Genomic DNA, 16,575 nt, shown 5'->3' with positions numbered 1-16,575 from the left:
ATCGTCACCGGGTCTCGCCAGGCTCCTCCGTAGGTCGCGACGGCGTCGTCCCGGAGGATGACGCTCGACCGTCCGGGACACCCCGGGGCCGCCCGGCCTCAGCATTGACATCTGATATATTAGAGTTTACGTTGCACATGCAAGGAGAGGGGCAGGCATGGGTCAAAGTCGAGTTGTCGTCATCGGCGGCGGTAACGCCGGCTTGTGTAGCGCGCTGGCCGCTCTCGACGGCGGGGCCGAGGTGACAGTGCTCGAAGCCGCGCCGGAGCCCGAGCGCGGTGGGAACTCCGGATTCACCGCGGGGGCCATGCGCTTCGCCTACGACGGCCGGGAGGACATCCTCCAGCTCGTCCCCGACCTGTCAGAGGGGCAGCTGGCGAACACCGACTTCGGCAGTTACCCGAAGGAGCAGTTCTTCGACGACATGGCACGGGTCACGCAGTACCGCTGCGACCCCGACCTGGTCGATCTGATGGTGAACAGCAGCTTCGACACGTTGAAGTGGATGCGCGACAAGGGCGTGCGGTTCCTGCCGATCTACGGCCGCCAGGCGTTCCAGGTGGACGGGAAGTTCACCTTCTGGGGAGGCCTGACGCTGGAGGTCAACGGCGGCGGCCCCGGGCTCGTCGACTCGCTGTTCGACGCGTTCGAGCTGGCGGGCGGCAAGGTCTTCTACGGCCACCGCGCCATCGGCCTCACCGAGGACGGCGGCAAGGTGACCGGCGTCGTGGTCAGGGCCGGCGGGGAGATCCGCACGATCTCCGCTGACGCCGTCATCCTGGCCTGCGGCGGATTCCAGGCCAACACCGAGTGGCGCACCCGCTACCTGGGACCGGGGTGGGAGTTCGCCAAGGTCCGCGGCACCCAGTTCGACGTGGGCGACGGGCACCGCATGGCGATGGACATCGGCGCCATGTCGTGGGGTAACTGGTCGGGCGCCCACGCGGTGGGCTGGGACAGCAACGCGCCCGCGTTCGGCGACCGTGTGGTCGGTGACGGCTTCCAGAAGCACAGCTATCCCTTCGGGATCATCGTCAACAGCCGCGGCGAGCGGTTCGTCGACGAGGGCGCGGACTTCCGGAACTACACCTACGCCAAGTACGGCCAGGAGGTCCTGCGCCAGCCGGGGCAGATCGCCTGGCAGGTCTTCGACAGCAAGGTGACCCATCTGCTGCGCGACGAGTACCGGATCCGGCAGGTCACGAAGATCGTGGCGCCGACTCTGGAAGAACTCGTCCAGCGGATGGACGGCATCGACGCGGAGCAGTTCCTGCGGACGGCCCGCGAGTACAACGCGGCGGTCGACCAGTCGGTCCCGTTCAACCCCAACGTCAAGGACGGCCGGGGCACCTCCGGGCTGGCGGTGCCGAAGTCGAACTGGGCCAACACGCTCGACTCGCCGCCGTACGAGGCCTACGCGGTGACGTGTGGAATCACATTCACCTTCGGCGGCCTGAAGATCGACACGTCGGCGCGCGTGATCGACGTCACCGGGCAGCCCATTCCCGGGCTGTACGCGTGCGGCGAGATCGTCGGCGGGATCTTCTACTTCAACTACCCGGGGGGCAGCGGGCTCACGGCGGGCTCGGTGTTCGGGCGGATCGCGGGTTCGGCGGCCTCGGGCGCGCTCGGCCGCTCCGCCGCGTCCTCAGTGAGCGCGTGAGGTGGCCGTGCCGGGCGGAGTGATCGTTACTGGTGCGGGTGGGGGCATCGGAGCCGCGGTGGCCGAGTGCGTCGCCGCCGCGGGCTACGGCGTCGTCGTGAGCGACCTGGGCGTGTCCGTAGACGGCCACGACCCGGACCGGCAGGTGGCGGAGTCCGTGGTCGAGCGGATCCGCTCCCGAGGCGGCCGCGCCGTGGCCCACCAGCACGACGTCGTCTCCTTCGACGCGGCGGCCGACCTGGTGCGGCGCGCGGTCGAGGAGTTCGGCTCGCTCGACGGCCTGGTCACCTGCCACGGCATCCTGCGCGAGCGCATGATCTTCAACATGACCGAGGACGAGTGGGACTCGGTCATCGCCGTGCACCTCAAGGGCACCTTCAACTGCGTGCGCTTCGCCACTGAGCAGATGCGCCGCCAGCGCGCCGGAAGCATCGTGCTGCTGAGCTCGGCGGCGGGCATGGAGGGCAGCCCGGCGCAGGCCAACTACGCGGCGGCCAAGGCGGGCGTCGTGGGCCTCGCCCAGAGCACGGCGCTGGCGATGGGACGCTACGGCGTCAACGTCAACTGCGTCGTCCCCTCCGCGGCGACGCGCATGACCTCGCGCCTCAACGACCGCATGCAGGGCAGCAGGCCGGACGGCGAGCGGCAGGGCCCCGAACTGATCGCCGCGCTCATCCGCGCGCTGCTCGACCCGGCCAACCAGCACATCACCGGGCAGACCTTCACGGCGGCCGGCCGCCGGCTCGCCCGGTGGGAGCCTCCTGCGGAACAGGAGAGCGTGCGCCTCGCCGACGAGTTCACCTACTCCGACGTGACCAGTGCGATCCAGGAGCGGCTCGGAGCCACGCCGCTCCGCCGGTTCGCGGCGCTCGGACTGCCGATGCCGGAGGCGTCCGACCACCAGGCCACGGAGATCCTCGGATTGGGAGACGGAACATGACAGCTCGGCCGACAGCGAGCTCCCCGCACGGTCCGCACGATTCAGCCGTCACGCGAGCCGAGGAGATGTCGCGGTGAGCGGGCGCAGCGTGCCGCTGGAGATCGGCACCGCGGTGGGAGCGGCGGACGAACACCACGTACAGGTACGTGGACTGGATCTCGTCGACGACCTGATCGGCGAGCTGACCTATACCGAGGTCACGCTGCTCGCGGTGACCGGCCGCAGGCCGACCCCCGCCGAGGCCAAGGTGGTCGACGCGGTGCTGGTGAGCCTGCTCGACCACGGGCTGACGCCCAGCGCGCTCGCCGCGCGGCTGACGTTCTGGGTGGCCCCGGAGGCGATCCAGGGCGCCGTCGCGGCCGGCCTGCTCGGCGCGGGAAGCGTGCTGCTCGGTTCGATGGAGGGCTGTGGGCGCCTGCTCTCGGACATCGCCGGCGACGTCGCCGCAGGCGCCGAGGCCCGCGACGCGGCGGACACGCGGCTGCGCGCCCTCGTGGACGCGGGCGAGCGGATCCCCGGTCTCGGCCACAGCCTGCACCGTGACGGTGACCCGCGCGCCGGGAAACTGCTCGCCGTCGCGCGCGACCAGAAGGTCGCCGGACAGCACATCGAGCACCTCGAACTCGTCGTCGAACGGGCCGCCGCGCTCACCGGCAAGGCGCTCCCGCTCAACGCGACGGGCGCGGCCGCGGCGCTGCTGCTCGAAGCGGGCGTGCCCTGGCGACTGCACCGCGGGTTCGCCCTGATGAGCCGTACGGCCGGCCTGGTCGCGCACGTCGGTGAAGAACTCGAATCGCCCATCACCCCCGCGGTGCGCGCTGCCCTCCGGGCCGCGAGCCGCATCGAACCGGAGGTGTGAGCGGTGTCGGACGCCGTGGAGCCGGAACCGGGGTGGGAGATCTTCGTCTGTGACGAGTGGCGGGCGCGGGTGCTGCAGGAGATCACCGGCCTGCAGGGCCCGCCGTACACCGACGGTCACGTGCCCTGCCCCACGTTGCTGCCCCCGACGTTCCTGGTCGCCCACCGGACGGACCCGGCGGCCATGGGCGTCCCGGACGCGCCGGTCCGGCTCAACGCCGGCAACTGGTGCCGGTGGGAGGCGCCCGTGACACCGGGCGAGATCCTGGAGCGGCGCACGGTGGTCGAGTCGGTCACCACGAAGCAGGGCCGGGACAGCGACCTGACGTTCTACGAGCTCGCGACGACGTACCGGCGCCGCATGACGCACGACGTGGTGGCGCGCACGTCCACGACGACGATCCGCACGGGCGCGCGGCAGGGGGGCGGCGGCGGATCCGGGCATCACATGGAGTCGCCCGCCGACGCCGTGCCGGTCATCGAGGTGACCCCGAGCAGCCGCGAGGTCGTGCGGTACGCCGCGGCCACCGACGACTTCTACGAAGTGCACTACGACCACGCGTTCGCGCAGGCGAGGGGCCTGCCGGGGACGATCACCCACGGCCTGCTCAAGCTCGCCTACCTGGCGCGCGCCGCCGTCCAGTGGGGCGGCAGCGGGACGTTCGTGCGCGAGCTGAGCGCCTCCTACCGGGGGATGGACCGGGTCGGCGCGCCGTTCCGCGTGCTCGCCCGGGCGGACGACGGCGCCGGGGACGGGTCCTCGCGCCATCTCACGTTGTACGGCGTCTCCGCCGACGGCGCGGTCAGCACCGTCGGCCGTGCGGTGATCGAGAAAAGCGAAGGAGAAGACGGGCAGTGGCTGAGGGACTGACGGTCCAGACCGTACGCGGACCGGTCGCGGTGTCCGAACTCGGACGCGTGCTGCCGCACGAGCACGTGGCGTGCGACCTGTTCCGGGTGACCCGGCAGATGGGTCTCGCCGCGTTGAACGACCCGGACGAGGCGGTCCGGGACCTGAAGGTCTTCAAGGAGCTCGGCGGCGGCTCCGTCGTGGAGGCCACCAGTGGTGGGCTCGGCCGTAAGCCCGGCGTGCTCCGCTCGGTGTCCGAACGCGCCGACGTGCACATCGTCATGGGCTGCGGGTGGTACCGGGAGCCCTACTACGAAGAGGACATGAACAAGGCGAAGACCGCCGAGCTGACCGAGCGCCTGCTGATCGACATCGCCGAGGGCGAGGACGGCGTGCGGCCGGGAGTGATCGGCGAGATCGGTGCCGACCGCGAGTGGGTGTCCGGGGTCGAGGAGCGGGTGCTCCGCGCCGCCGCCCGCGCCCAGCGGGAGACCGGGCTCGGGCTGATCCTGCACGCCGTCAAGAGCGAGGTCGGCGCCTGGCAGCTCGACGTGCTGGAGGACGAGGGCTGCGACCTGAGCCGGGTCGCGGTCGGTCACTGCGACACGTATCCGGACGTCGACTATCACGAGCGCCTCGCCGAGCGCGGCGCGATGGTGATGTACGACGGCAACGGCCCGGGTGACCGGCTGCTCCAGGAGCAGCGGATCGCGAACGCGGCCGAGCTGGTCCGCCGCGGATGGGGCAAGAGCCTGCTGATGTCCCACGACGTATGCGTGCTGGGAATGCGCGAGCGCCGTGGTGGCCCGGGCTATTCGTACGTGCTGCGACAGGTCGGGCCGGACCTGATCGCGGCCGGGGTTCCAGAGGACGTCGTGGAGACGATCTTCAGCGAGAACCCCCTGCAACTGCTCGTCGGGCAACGTCCTGGCGGCAACTGAAGAACGCCTATTCTCCCGGCTCGAACGTGTGGGGACGACCGCTGCCGGATGCATTGGCTTCTGTTCTGTCAAGTTCGAGAAAGTGTGAGGAAGCGATGAACGACAGGACCGGTCGTACCTTGAATCGACGCAACATACTCGCCGGGGTGGCGGGGGCGAGCGTCGCCGCGCTCGCGCCGTCGGCCGCGTTCGCGGCGGTGGAGCAGGCCGGCGGCCCGAAGGGCGGGCGCGAGAAGGTGCTGCCCGCGCAGACCTCGTGGGACCCGCTGCCCGCGATGACAGGCCGCAAGCTGGTGCAGATCCCGGACGTGCGTCTGGCGGTCTGGGACACCGGCGAGGGCCGCAGGGGTCCGGGTAAGGGCCAGACCGTGGTGCTCATGCACCCGCACACCGGCAACGGCGGCTCGTGGGGCTACCAGCAGGCCGTGTTCGCCGCCGAGGGCTACCGGGTGATCAGCTACTCGCGGCGGGGATACCACGGGTCGGATGCCGGGCCGTCGGACCGCCCCGGCACGATGGTCGGCGACCTGCTCGCGCTGATGGACGCGCTCGGCGTCGGGAAGTTCCACCTGGTCGGCCTGGCCGCGGGCGCGTTCGCGGCGTTCGACGCCGGCCTGTCGGCCCCGGACCGGCTGCTGAGCTGCACGGTCGGCGCGACGCTGGCGGGAATCCAGGAGCCGTCGTGGAACGCGGTCACCACGGAGCTCCTGCCGGAGGGCTGGTTCAACCTGCCCGAGACGTTCCGCGAGCTCGGCCCGTCCTACCGGGCCGCGAAGCCGAAGGCCATGGCGACGTGGATCGAGCACACGGAACTGCCGGTCACGACCGTGACGCAGCCCCCGCAGAACAAGCTGCTGTGGCCGGCGATCGAGTCGATCAGGACGCCGATGCTCCTCCTCACCGGGGACTGCGACCTGTACCTCCCGCCGACGCGTCTGCGCGAGCTGGCGCGCCATGTCCGTAACTCCGAAGTGGTGATCTTCAGCGAGGCGGGGCACGCCCCGCACTGGGAGTCTCACCGCGAGTTCAACTCGACGCTGCTGTCGTTCATCCGGAAGCACCGGCGGTAGACCATGGAGACGGCAGGCACCGGGGCCGACGAGCCCGTGGACCTGAGCATCGAGGGTCACGTCGCGTACGTGACCCTCGACCGGCCCGACGTGCTCAACGCGGTCAACTCGCCGATGTACCGGTGCCTGCTCGGGGTCTTCGCGAAGATCGAGGACGCGGCCGACGTCCGGTGCGTCGTGGTGCGCGGGCGGGGCAGGGCCTTCTGCGTCGGCGCGGATCAGACCGAACGCGCCAAGATGTCGGTCGAGGACCTGCAGCGGCGGCGCAGGCTCGTGCCCCGGGTGTTCTCGGCGATGTACCACTGCTCGCGCCCCGTGGTCGCACAGGTGCACGGGTACGCCCTGGGCGGCGGCCTTGAGCTGGCGCTCAGTTGCGACATCGTGGTCGCCGCCGAGGACACCGTCATGGGGCTCATCGAGACGACCCTCGGCAGCATGCCGGGGGGCGGCGGCACGCAACTGCTCCCGAGGCTCGTGGGCATTCCCAGGGCGAAGGAGCTGATCTTCACCGGCCGCCGGTTCACCGGCGTCGATGCCCGGCAGTGGGGGCTGGTGAGCCACGCGGTGCCCGCCGCCGACGTCGAGGCCAGGGTGGACGCGCTCGCCGCCGAGATCAGCGCGGCGGCGCCACTGGCCGTCGTGCAGGCTAAGCGCGCCATCGACCTGTCCACCCAGTTGGAGATCGACAGCGGGGTCGAGCTGGAGGCCGAGCTGTACAAGCGGCTTCTCACGAGCACGGACCGGCTCGAAGGACTCGCCGCGGCGCGCGAGGGCAGGCCGCCCCGCTTCCGCGGCGAATGACGTGGCAAGCGACGAGGCCGGTAACGGGGCCAGAGACGAAAGGAATGCATGGTGATCAACAGGTTGGGATGCGCCATCGGCGGGCTGGCCGACCCGGAACACCCGGGGGACGTGGCCGCGACGGTGCGGGCGATCGAAGGCGCGGGCTACGAGTCGGCGTGGTCCTATGAGGCGTTCGGCGCCGACTGCTTCACGCCGCTGGCCTGGTGGGGCTCGCACACGACCACGATGCGGCTCGGCACCGACATCGCCCAGATGGCCGCGCGCCCCCCGACAGGGATGGCGATGGCCGCGATGAGCCTCGACCAGCTCTCCGAAGGGCGGGCCGTGATCGGGCTCGGGCTCTCCGGCCCGCAGGTCGTCGAGGGGTGGTACGGGATGCCCTTCGAACGCCCGCTGGGCTGGACCCGGGAGTACGTCGCGATCATGCGCGCGACCATCGCCGGGGAGCGCGTCGCGTACGAGGGCAAGACGTACCGGTTGCCGGCGGAGGGAGGCTCGGGAATGGGCCGCCCGATCCGCTCCACGCTGCGCGGCGGCCGTACCGACATCCCGATCTACCTGGGCGCGGAAGGGCCGAAGAACGTCTCGTTGTCGGCCGAGATCGCCGACGGCTGGCTGCCGACGAACTTCTCGCCCAGCGCGGACGAGTGGTACCGGGAGCGGCTGGAGCTGGGCTTCGCCGCCAGGCCCGGCGGCCGGCCGGAGAACTTCGAGATCGCGCCCGCGGTGTCGGTGGCGTTCGGCCCGGACCTGGAGACCGCCGCCGACCGGATCCGCCCGTTCATCGCCTACCAGATCGGGGCGAACGGGGCGGCGAACATGAACTTCCACCTCAACGCCGTCGCGCGGCTCGGGTTCGAGGAGGCCTGCCGCGAGATCCAGGCCAAGTGGCTCGAACGGGACCGCGAAGGCATGGTGGCCGCGGTGCCGACCGAGATGGTCGAGGCGGTCGCGCTGGTCGGGCCGCCGGAGAAGATCCGGCACGACCTGGAGACGAAGTGGAACAAGTGCGTCGCGACCAGCCTGATCGCCCGGGCGCGCCTGGACGACCTGCTCAAGCTGGCCGAGGTGTTCCGCACGACCGCGGGGGCCGGGCAACCGCAGCCCGCCTGATTCGTACGACTGGTTTGATCGGGGAGGAGTTCGCAAATGGTGGTTAGGTACGAACATTGGATCAACGGCGAGCCGACGCCGTCGACGGGTGGCGAGCGGTTCACGTCGACCAGGCCCGGCACGGACGAGGCCGTGTGCGAGATCCCGCTGGGCAACAAGGAGGACGCCGACCGGGCGGTGGCCGCCGCGAACGCCGCCTACGCCGAGTGGGCGGCGGCGAAGCCGATCCGCCGCGGCCGGGTCCTGATGGCCATCGCCGCCGGGTTGCGTCGTGAGCGGCAGCGGCTCGCCGAGTTGGAGGCCGGTGAGACCGGCAAGCCGCTGCGGCAGGCGGACGTCGAGATCCGGGGCGCGGCGGCGTTCTTCGAGTTTTACGCGGGCCTGGTCAACCTGCCGGCGGGGGAGATCCTCGATCTCGGCGAGGGCTACCACGGCTACACGCGGCACGAGCCGTTCGGCGTGGTCGGGGTCATCACCCCGTGGAACGTCCCGATCAACCAGGCGGCCAGGTCGGTGGCGCCGGCGCTGGCGGTCGGCAACGCCGTGGTCTGCAAGCCGTCGGAGTTCACGTCCTCGACCACGCTGGAGCTCGGGCGGATCGCCGCCGAGGCCGGGCTGCCGCCGGGCGTGCTCAATGTGGTCACCGGCGTTGGCGACGTCGTGGGCAGCGCGATCGTCGAGCACCCGCATGTCCGGAAGGTCGCGTTCACCGGTTCGGTGCGCGCCGGCCGCATCGTCGGCAGGGCCGCCGCCGAGAAGATCATCCCGATCACGCTCGAACTGGGCGGGAAGTCGCCGAACATCGTGTTCGCCGACGCCGACCTCGACGCCGCCGTCGCGGGCGCGACGAGGGCGTTCGTCGGGAACGCCGGGCAGGTCTGCTCGAACGGCACCCGTCTGCTGCTGGCCCGCGAGATCCACGACGAGTTCGTGGCGCGGATGGTCGAACGGGTGAAGACCCTGAAGCCGGGCGAGGACTACGGGTCGCAGACGACGAAGGCCCAGTTCGAGAAGGTGTTGTCCTACTTCGAGGTCGCGCGCGAGGAGGGCGCCACGCTGGTCGTCGGCGGTGGGGCCACCGGCGACGGGTGGCTGATCGAACCGACGATCTACACCGGCGTGACGAACGACATGCGGATCGCCCGCGAGGAGATCTTCGGCCCGGTCCTGTCGGTCATCCCCTTCGACGACGAGGACGACGCCGTCGCCAAGGCCAACGACTCCGACTACGGTCTCGTGGCGGGCCTCTGGACGGCGGATCTCGGCCGGGCTCACCGCGTCGCGGCAGCCCTTCAGGTGGGACAGGTCCACATCAACGAGTGGACGGCCGGCCTGATCGAGGGCCCGTTCGGCGGCTTCAAGAACAGCGGCCACGGCCGGGAGAAGGGCGTCGAGGCCCTGCGGCACTACACCCAGGCGAAGTTCGTGTCGGTCCGGATCGGGAAGTAGCGCCGGGTAGGCGCCATTGGCAGGCGGCGGGGCTTCGCGAACGATGGATGCGGGGGCCCGCACCGCCTGACGCGGATCTACATCATGACGCGGGGTCTACAACGAGGTCGAAGACGAGCGCTTCCTGGGCGCTCGCTTCGGCCTCTGCGTTCCACGGCGGCCCGCCGCGAGCTGGGCGATCGACGGCGTGTCGCTGTCGGTCCCCGGCATCAGCGCCTGGACCTTCGCGGTCGATTGCGCCATGTGGGCCTGCATCGCGTTGTACGCCGCCTGCGGGTCGCCGGAGGCGATCGCTTCGGCGACCGCGCGGTGCCCCGCGACGGATTCGGCGAGACTGCCGGGCTGGTGGAGGTCGCGGAACCGCAGCAGGCGCACGCGGCCGTCGAGAACGCCGAGCGCGTCGCGCAGCCCGCCGCTCCCGGCCATCGTCAGCATCTCCTCGTACCGTTCCTCGATCATGCGCGCGTACGTGGGGACGTCCTCGGCCGCGGCCGCCCGCTCCAGATCGGCCACCGACCGCAGCAGGGCGCTCCGCTGCTCCGGGGTGCCGCGCACGGCGGCCCACGCGGCCATCATCGGTTCCAGCGCGGTCTTGATCTGGTAGACGTCGTTGATCTCCTGCGGGCTGATCTCCCGGACGAAGACGCCGACGCGCGGGGTGATGGTGACCAGCCCCTCCACGCTCAACTGCTGCAGGGCGTCGCGCACCGGGGTCCGGGACACGCCGAACCGCTCGGCGAGTTCGTCGGTCGAGATCCGCTCACCAGAGGTGATCGTGCCGTTGTGGATCAGCGCGCGGATCTCCTCGGTGACCACATCTTTGGCCGAGAGGATCCGGAACTGTGAATCCAACGATGTCACCTACTCCATTAGCGCTGATGTACAGAGCCCCGAGGTAATCGTAGCCGCACGACAGGGCCGTACAGGTGTGATCGGGGCGGCATCATCGAGCGGCGCTGAGATGCTGATCCTTGACATGTAGTATATCAGCGCTCATACTTGAGCGCGTGGGCACTTCCCTGAGACTCCGTGTTCTCTCGGCGAAGGACGTCGTCATCGAAGAGATCCGTGCACTGATCCACAACGGCACGGTGGCCTCCGGTGAGCGGATCTCGACCGACGAACTCGCCGAGCGGTTCGGCGTGTCCCGGACACCGGTTCGCGATGCCCTCCAGCAGTTGAGCGTGGAGGGTCTCGTGACCATTACCCCGCGCGTCGGCGTCTTCGTCCGGGAGATCAGCCCGCAGGAGATCACCGACGTCTACCAGATCAAGACCGCGCTGGAACCGATGATGGCCGCGTGGGCCGCCCAGCGCGGCACCCCCGAACAACGTGCCGCGTTTCACGGGACCTTCGACGAGCTCGAACGGCTGGCTCGCGCCAACGACGTACAGGGGTACGTACGGGCGCTGGAAGAACGCCGTGAGGCCCTGCTCGCGATGGCCGGGAGCGACGGGTTACGCGACTCGTTCGCGGTGCTCGACGGGCGGGTGCGCCTGCTGCGGTTCCGCAACCTCAGCCAGCCCGGCCGGCTCACCGTGTCCGCGTCTCAGCATCGTCCCATCGCGGAGGCGATCGAGGCCGGTGACGCCGAGGCCGCCTACACCGCCATGCAGAAGCACATGCTGGACGCCACCGCACGGGTGCGCCTCCTCGTGGTGACGGCGCAGCCGAACGGCAACCCGACGCCCATCACGTACGCAAAGTCGTCCAAACGCACGGAAGGTGACTGATGATCAATAAGGTCGTGGAGTCGGCGGCCGAGGCCGTCGCCGACATCGAGAGCGGTGCCATGATCGCTTTCGGCGGCTTCGTCGGCGTGCCCGGTGTCCCGAGCACGCTGATCAAGGCAATCGCCGATCGCGGCCTGCGCGACCTGACGATCATCGCGTGCGAGGCCGGCCGCGGTCGCGCCGGCGCGCAGACGTACGGGATCGTCCGCGGTGACCAGCCGTTCATCCCGGAGCCGGAGGGCGGCGTCTACCCCGTCGGGTACCTCGCCGAGCTCGGCCAGGTGCGCAAGGCGATCACCACCTTCTCGTCGATCAACAACCCGAACATGGACGGGCCGCTGGAGGCGGGCGTCCGGCGGGGCGACGTGGAGATCGAGCTGATCGGGCAGGGCAGCCTGTGCGAGCGGCTGCGCTGCGGGCGCGCGGGACTCGGCGGCGTCTACACTCCGGTCGGCGCGGGCACCAAGATCGGCCAGGGCAAGGACGTCCGCTACTTCGACGGCGTGCCGCACATCCTGGAGACGGCGATTCGCTCTGATTTCGCCATCATCTCCGCATACCAGGCCGACCGGTTCGGCAACCTCATCTACCGGCACGGCGCCCGTACGACGAACCCCGTCGTGGCCGGCAGCGCCAAGGTGACGATCGTGGAGGTCGAGGAAGTCGTCGACTATCTGGACCCGCAGCACATCGTCACCCCCGGTCCGTACGTGGACCGGATCGTACTGAGCGACAGACGTCTCATGGTGAAGTGATCAGCGGTCAGGCGAGTTCCAGGACCGGGGCGGTCGGGCAGCCTCGGGTGAATCCATCCTCGGAAAGGAGTTCGGGGGACACTGCGCCCGGGCCCCCGGCCAGGCTATGACGCCAGCTCAAAACCCCTCCGTGCCAACCCTGAGCAGGGTCGGAATCGCGCGACGCATCTCACAGGACTTCCGTGAGGGAGAGGTCATCAACCTGGGCGTCGGCGTGCCCCTGATGTGCAGCCTGTTCATCGAGGAGGATGACGACATCCTGCTGCACAGCGAGCACGGCGTCCTCGGACACGGCAGGACGGCCCGCACCCAGGACGAGGTCGACGCCTCGCTGGCCTCGGCGGGCCGGCAGCCGCTCATCCCGCGTCCCGGAATGGTCGTCATGGATCACGCGGAGTCCTTCGCCCTGATCCGGGGCGGCCACCTCGACGCGACGATCCTGGGCGCGTTCCAGGTGAGCGTGCAGGGCGACATCGCCAACTTCTGGCTGCCCGGCGCGGTGGCGGGCGCCGTCGGCGGCGCCCAGGACCTCGCGTTCTGCGCCCGGCGGGTGGTCGTCGCCCTGCAGCTACTGCCGCGCCCGCGGCGGCTCGTCAACCGGCTCGACCTGGAGATGACCGCCCCGCGGTGCGTCGACCGGCTGGTCACCGACATCGGCGTGATCGACCTGGAGGACGGCAAGGCGATCGTGCGCGAGCTCGTGCCCGGCTGGACCCTGGAGGACGCCCAGCGGCTCACCGAGGTGGAGCTCTTGGCCGCGCCGGAGGGCATCGCCGAGGTGACGCTCAAGAGCGACAGGAATGATCTGTGGAAAGCGGCGTAGCGGGCGGCCGGACCGTCGAGACCGTGCGCGGCCCGGTCCCGGTGTCCGAGCTGGGCCGGATCCTGCCGCACGAACACGTGGTCTGCGACCTCATCAAGGACCGGCCGCGGCCCGATCCCACCCTGGACGAGTCCGAGGACGCCGTGGCCGACCTCAAGGAGTTCAAGGCGGCGGGCGGCAGCACGATCATCGACTGCACGAACAACGGCCTGGGGAGGAACCCGGGTCTGCTGCGTTCGGTGTCGGAGCAGACCGGCGTGCACATCGTGATGGGCTGCGGCTGGTACCGCGAGTCCTTCTACGAGGAGGACATGAACAAGGTCAGCGTCGCGGAGCTGACCGAGGTCCTGCTCGAAGACGTCAAGACCGGGGTGCACGGCATCCGGCCGGGCGTGATCGGGGAGATCGGGGCCGACCACGGCTACCTGTCCGCGGTCGAGGAGCGGGTGCTCCGCGCCGCGGCCAGGGTGCAGAAGGAGACCGATCTCGGGCTCGTCCTGCACGCGGTGAAGAGCGACGTCGGGAGATGGCAGCTCGACGTGCTCGAAGAGGAGGGCTGCGACCTGCGGCGGGTCGCGGTGGCCCACTGCGACATGTATCCCTACCTCGACTACCACGAACAGCTCGCGAAACGCGGCGCGCTGGTGAGCTACGACCGCAACGGCCCCCGCAATCCCCACCAGCAGGAACGGCGCATCCGCAACATGGTGGAGTTCATCCGCCGGGGCTGGGCGTCGCATCTGCTGATCTCTCATGACGTGTGCATCCCAGGGGACCGCGCCAGTGCGGGCGGACCCGGATACGCCTACGTGCCGAAGCAGGTCGTACCCGATCTGCGTGAGGCCGGCGTGCCCGACGAGGTCGTCGAATCCATCATGGTGGACAACCCCGTGCGCCTTCTCGTCGGCTCCTGACCGCATCTGTCCATCCGATTCCCGATTCCAGCCGTGTCCCATCGACGTCAGGAGAAAGCGAGTGGCTGACAACGCCGAAGCAGCGGTGCTGTGCCGGACCGACGGCCGGGTGCGCGTCATCACGCTCAACCGTCCCAAGGTCCGCAACGCGATGAACAGCGAGTTGAGGCGGCTCTTCCACCAGGCGGTGGACGACGCCGTCGCCGACCCGGAGATCGGCGCGATCGTCCTCACCGGTAGCGGCCCCGCGTTCTCTTCGGGCCAGGACCTCAAGGAGGCCGGGTCGGGCACCCCGCCGGAGGACCTGTGGGGCCGGTACTTGCAGGCGATCGACCACGACCGGATCTACGAGCAGATGTCGCGGTTGCCGAAGCCGGTGATCGCCGCGGTCAACGGGTTCGCCGTGGGCGGCGGCTGCGCGCTCGCGGTGTCGTGCGACGTCGTCATCGCGGCCGACACGGCGCGGTTCGGCTATCCCGAGACCAACCACGGGATCGCGCCGGTCACGGTGGCGGTCGGCCTGAGCCGCCTGGTCGGGCGCCTCCAGGCCCTCGACCTGCTGCTGTCCGGCCGGTTCATCGACGCGGCCGAGGCGCACGCGATGGGCATGGTCACCCGGATCGTTCCCGCCGACGACCTGATGAAGGAGGCCATCGGCTACGCGCAGGCTCTGGCGGAGAAGTCGCCGACCGCGATCCGCCTCACCAAGCGTGTCTTCCGTGCCGTCCAGGAGCTCGATTACGACCACGCCTTCGAGTACGCCCGTGACATCAGTTTGATGACCCGCGAGGCGATGTCCCGGCCCTGAGGCATTGCATATGTGATATTTCAGGTGTAACATCCAACGTTAAATTGCAGTTATTGCAGGCGAAATCAGCCCAGCGCGATTTCCATCATTCGGGGACGGGATCGCAGCCGTCTCGGCACGGCCCTTATCGGCAATTCCTTGAAGAACTTTCGAACATCGGGTCAGTGCCCGGGACATGGGAGCGAACGATGAAGATATGTGGGATCCAGGCCCGCATGGTGGCTCCGGCCGCGCTAGTCGTGGTTTTGGCGGCCACCGGCTGTGGCAGTGGCGACAGTGGCGGTAGTGGCGGCGGCGCGGCGACGAGCGAGCGGCCGACCATCCGATGGGGCGTGGCCACCGAGGGCATCACGTCGATGGACCCGGTCCGTGCCGTACAGCCGACCGACCGCACCCTTTCGATGATGTTGTTCGACGGCCTCGTCCGGTATGTGCCGGGGAACTCGACGGCCCCCTTCGAGCCGGGGATCGCCAAGGAGATCCCCCAGTCCGCGACGGAGGACGGCAAGCAGGTCTGGACGATCCCGCTCCGGCCGGGCGTGAAGTGCCCCGCCGGCCAGAAGACCCCGGCGTACGACCTGACGTCCGACGACGTGGTGTTCTCGCTGAAGCGGGCGGCCAACCCCGACTCGTCGACCTTCGCCTCGGTGTTCGGCGCCTATGACAAGGTCGAGGCGGTGGACGCCGGGACCGTGAAGGTGACGATGAAGCACCCGGTGTCGCCCGCCGCGTTCCTGCCGACGATCTCGAACTGGCAGGGCGGGCTCGTGGTGTGCAAGAAGGCCGCCGAAGCGGAGGGCGAGGACTTCGGCAAGCGTCCGGTGGGACCGGGTCCGTTCAAGTTCGAGAACTGGACCCCGGGCCAGCGCGTCACGCTGAAGGCGAACGACGACTACTACCTGGGCAAGCCGCTGGCCGCCGGGTGGGAGATCCGGTTCATGGCGGACGACACGGCCCGCCAGGCCGCCTTGTTCGGGGGTGACCTGGACATCGCGTCGCCCACCGCGACCGGCGACAAGGGCCTTGAGGTCATCGACTCCCGGCCGGGGTTCAAGGTCGTCGAGACCCCGCTCTTCGGCACCTGGTACCTGCTGTTCAACGCGAAGAACGGCCCGACCGCCAAGCCGGAGGTGCGCAAGGCGCTGGCGTACGCGGTGAACCGCGCCGACTACGTGGCCTCGGCCGGGCAGCGGACCGCGAAGCCGACGCTCAGCGTGTGGGGCGCCCAGCTGCCGGGCGGCATTCCCGACGCGCACGTGCAGGAGGCCGGCCTGGCGTACGACTTCGACGTGGCGAAGGCCCGTCAGATGCTCGCGGACGCGGGATACCCCAACGGCTTCGACGTCACCATCACCACGCCCAGCAACGCGACCTCCTCCCAGATCCTGCAGGCCCAGATGAAGGAGATCGGCGTCAACGTCAAGATCAAGAGTGTGGACGTGCCCACCTGGCAGACGGCGATGATGACCGGCCAGGAGCCGCTCATGCTCACTCTGATCTCGTACCGGCCCACGCCGCAGATTCCGTTCACGGACTTCTTCTACGGACCCTCGTACGTTCGGGGCGGCAAGAGCCCGGTGCAGAACTTCGGCGGATACGACGGGGCCGACGACCTGATCGAGAAGGCATCCCTGGCGTCCGACTCCAAGGAGCAGGCGCAGCTGTGGCAGCAGATCAACGACAAGATCCTTGAGGACGCCGCCGCGAAGCCGCTCTACGTGTCCTACCAGGCGTACGGCGCGGTCTGCGGGTTCACCATGGGCGGCGTCGAGCCGATGGTCGCGATTCCCGGCAACTTCCAGCCGAGCTACCAGGCCACCGTCGATCCCAACGCGAAGGACTGCTGATCCCGTG

At 69.8% G+C, this 16,575-nt stretch carries 16 protein-coding genes; 15 read left to right on the top strand and 1 reads right to left on the bottom strand.

The features are described 5' to 3' along the window. Nucleotides 1-157: 157 nt before the first annotated feature. From tcuA to P3X83_RS11240, 9 genes are all read left to right on the top strand, one after another. Nucleotides 158-1,663, top strand: a complete 1,506-nt coding sequence (tcuA, locus tag P3X83_RS11280) for an FAD-dependent tricarballylate dehydrogenase TcuA (RefSeq protein WP_277304904.1) — start codon at nt 158-160, stop codon at nt 1,661-1,663. A 1-nt stretch (nt 1,664) separates the two neighbouring features. Beyond that, nucleotides 1,665-2,603 carry an SDR family NAD(P)-dependent oxidoreductase gene (locus P3X83_RS11275; protein ID WP_346742700.1) on the top strand — a complete coding sequence of 313 codons (939 nt, stop codon included), beginning with the start codon at nt 1,665-1,667 and terminating at the stop codon, nt 2,601-2,603. Nucleotides 2,604-2,676: 73 nt separating this feature from the next. Further along, nucleotides 2,677-3,462, top strand: coding sequence for a citryl-CoA lyase (locus P3X83_RS11270; RefSeq protein WP_277304903.1), 786 nt, complete (start codon nt 2,677-2,679; stop codon nt 3,460-3,462). Between the two features lie 3 nt (nt 3,463-3,465). Further along, nucleotides 3,466-4,332 carry a MaoC/PaaZ C-terminal domain-containing protein gene (locus tag P3X83_RS11265; RefSeq protein ID WP_277304902.1) on the top strand — a complete coding sequence of 289 codons (867 nt, stop codon included), beginning with the start codon at nt 3,466-3,468 and terminating at the stop codon, nt 4,330-4,332. Then, entirely contained in the window at nt 4,317-5,252 is a 936-nt protein-coding gene (locus tag P3X83_RS11260) for a hypothetical protein (RefSeq protein WP_277304900.1), read from the top strand. The genes P3X83_RS11265 and P3X83_RS11260 overlap by 16 nt, the downstream gene beginning before the upstream one ends. A 119-nt stretch (nt 5,253-5,371) precedes the next feature. Beyond that, complete coding sequence (locus P3X83_RS11255; protein WP_277304899.1) at nt 5,372-6,322, top strand: alpha/beta hydrolase; 951 nt, start codon at nt 5,372-5,374, stop codon at nt 6,320-6,322. 3 nt (nt 6,323-6,325) lie between these two features. Further along, nucleotides 6,326-7,123 carry an enoyl-CoA hydratase-related protein gene (locus P3X83_RS11250; protein ID WP_277304898.1) on the top strand — a complete coding sequence of 266 codons (798 nt, stop codon included), beginning with the start codon at nt 6,326-6,328 and terminating at the stop codon, nt 7,121-7,123. A gap of 51 nt (nt 7,124-7,174) precedes the next feature. Then, nucleotides 7,175-8,239: an LLM class F420-dependent oxidoreductase gene (locus P3X83_RS11245; protein WP_277304897.1), complete on the top strand. Its 1,065-nt coding sequence runs from the start codon at nt 7,175-7,177 to the stop codon at nt 8,237-8,239. 36 nt (nt 8,240-8,275) lie between these two features. Then, the gene (locus P3X83_RS11240; RefSeq protein ID WP_277304896.1) at nt 8,276-9,688 is read left to right on the top strand and encodes an aldehyde dehydrogenase family protein; all 1,413 of its coding nucleotides are present in this window, start codon (nt 8,276-8,278) and stop codon (nt 9,686-9,688) included. Nucleotides 9,689-9,784: 96 nt separating this feature from the next. Here P3X83_RS11240 and P3X83_RS11235 read toward each other — a convergent pair whose 3' ends face one another. Then, nucleotides 9,785-10,540, bottom strand: a complete 756-nt coding sequence (locus P3X83_RS11235; protein WP_277304895.1) for a GntR family transcriptional regulator — start codon at nt 10,538-10,540, stop codon at nt 9,785-9,787. 155 nt (nt 10,541-10,695) lie between these two features. Here P3X83_RS11235 and P3X83_RS11230 point away from each other — a divergent pair, with 155 nt between their 5' ends. From P3X83_RS11230 to P3X83_RS11205, 6 genes are all read left to right on the top strand, one after another. Next, on the top strand, nt 10,696-11,421 hold the full coding sequence (locus P3X83_RS11230; protein WP_277304894.1) for a GntR family transcriptional regulator: 726 nt from the start codon (nt 10,696-10,698) through the stop codon (nt 11,419-11,421). Further along, nucleotides 11,421-12,176: a 3-oxoacid CoA-transferase subunit A gene (locus tag P3X83_RS11225; RefSeq protein ID WP_277304893.1), complete on the top strand. Its 756-nt coding sequence runs from the start codon at nt 11,421-11,423 to the stop codon at nt 12,174-12,176. Before P3X83_RS11230 ends, P3X83_RS11225 begins: the two co-directional genes overlap by 1 nt. A 130-nt stretch (nt 12,177-12,306) precedes the next feature. Beyond that, nucleotides 12,307-12,999: a CoA-transferase gene (locus tag P3X83_RS11220; RefSeq protein WP_277304891.1), complete on the top strand. Its 693-nt coding sequence runs from the start codon at nt 12,307-12,309 to the stop codon at nt 12,997-12,999. Further along, nucleotides 12,984-13,913, top strand: a complete 930-nt coding sequence (locus P3X83_RS11215; protein WP_277304890.1) for a TatD family hydrolase — start codon at nt 12,984-12,986, stop codon at nt 13,911-13,913. The genes P3X83_RS11220 and P3X83_RS11215 overlap by 16 nt, the downstream gene beginning before the upstream one ends. Nucleotides 13,914-13,974: 61 nt before the next feature. Continuing rightward, nucleotides 13,975-14,721, top strand: coding sequence for an enoyl-CoA hydratase/isomerase family protein (locus P3X83_RS11210; protein ID WP_277304889.1), 747 nt, complete (start codon nt 13,975-13,977; stop codon nt 14,719-14,721). A 188-nt stretch (nt 14,722-14,909) separates the two neighbouring features. Next, nucleotides 14,910-16,568 carry an ABC transporter substrate-binding protein gene (locus tag P3X83_RS11205; RefSeq protein WP_277304887.1) on the top strand — a complete coding sequence of 553 codons (1,659 nt, stop codon included), beginning with the start codon at nt 14,910-14,912 and terminating at the stop codon, nt 16,566-16,568. The last annotated feature ends 7 nt before the right edge of the window (nt 16,569-16,575 follow it).

The organism is Spongiactinospora sp. TRM90649 (assembly GCF_029382225.1).
Classification (GTDB): Bacteria; Actinomycetota; Actinomycetes; order Streptosporangiales; family Streptosporangiaceae; genus Spongiactinospora.
This window is presented reverse-complemented; position numbering and strand designations above follow the sequence as displayed.

What these genes read in the sequence shown, in the direction of transcription:
- P3X83_RS11205 (WP_277304887.1), top strand. Translation starts at nt 14,910, where the DNA reads ATGAAGATATGTGGGATCCAGGCCCGCATGGTGGCTCCGGCCGCGCTA.
- P3X83_RS11250 (WP_277304898.1), top strand. Translation starts at nt 6,326, where the DNA reads ATGGAGACGGCAGGCACCGGGGCCGACGAGCCCGTGGACCTGAGCATC.
- tcuA (WP_277304904.1), top strand. Translation starts at nt 158, where the DNA reads ATGGGTCAAAGTCGAGTTGTCGTCATCGGCGGCGGTAACGCCGGCTTG.
- P3X83_RS11240 (WP_277304896.1), top strand. Translation starts at nt 8,276, where the DNA reads ATGGTGGTTAGGTACGAACATTGGATCAACGGCGAGCCGACGCCGTCG.
- P3X83_RS11225 (WP_277304893.1), top strand. Translation starts at nt 11,421, where the DNA reads ATGATCAATAAGGTCGTGGAGTCGGCGGCCGAGGCCGTCGCCGACATC.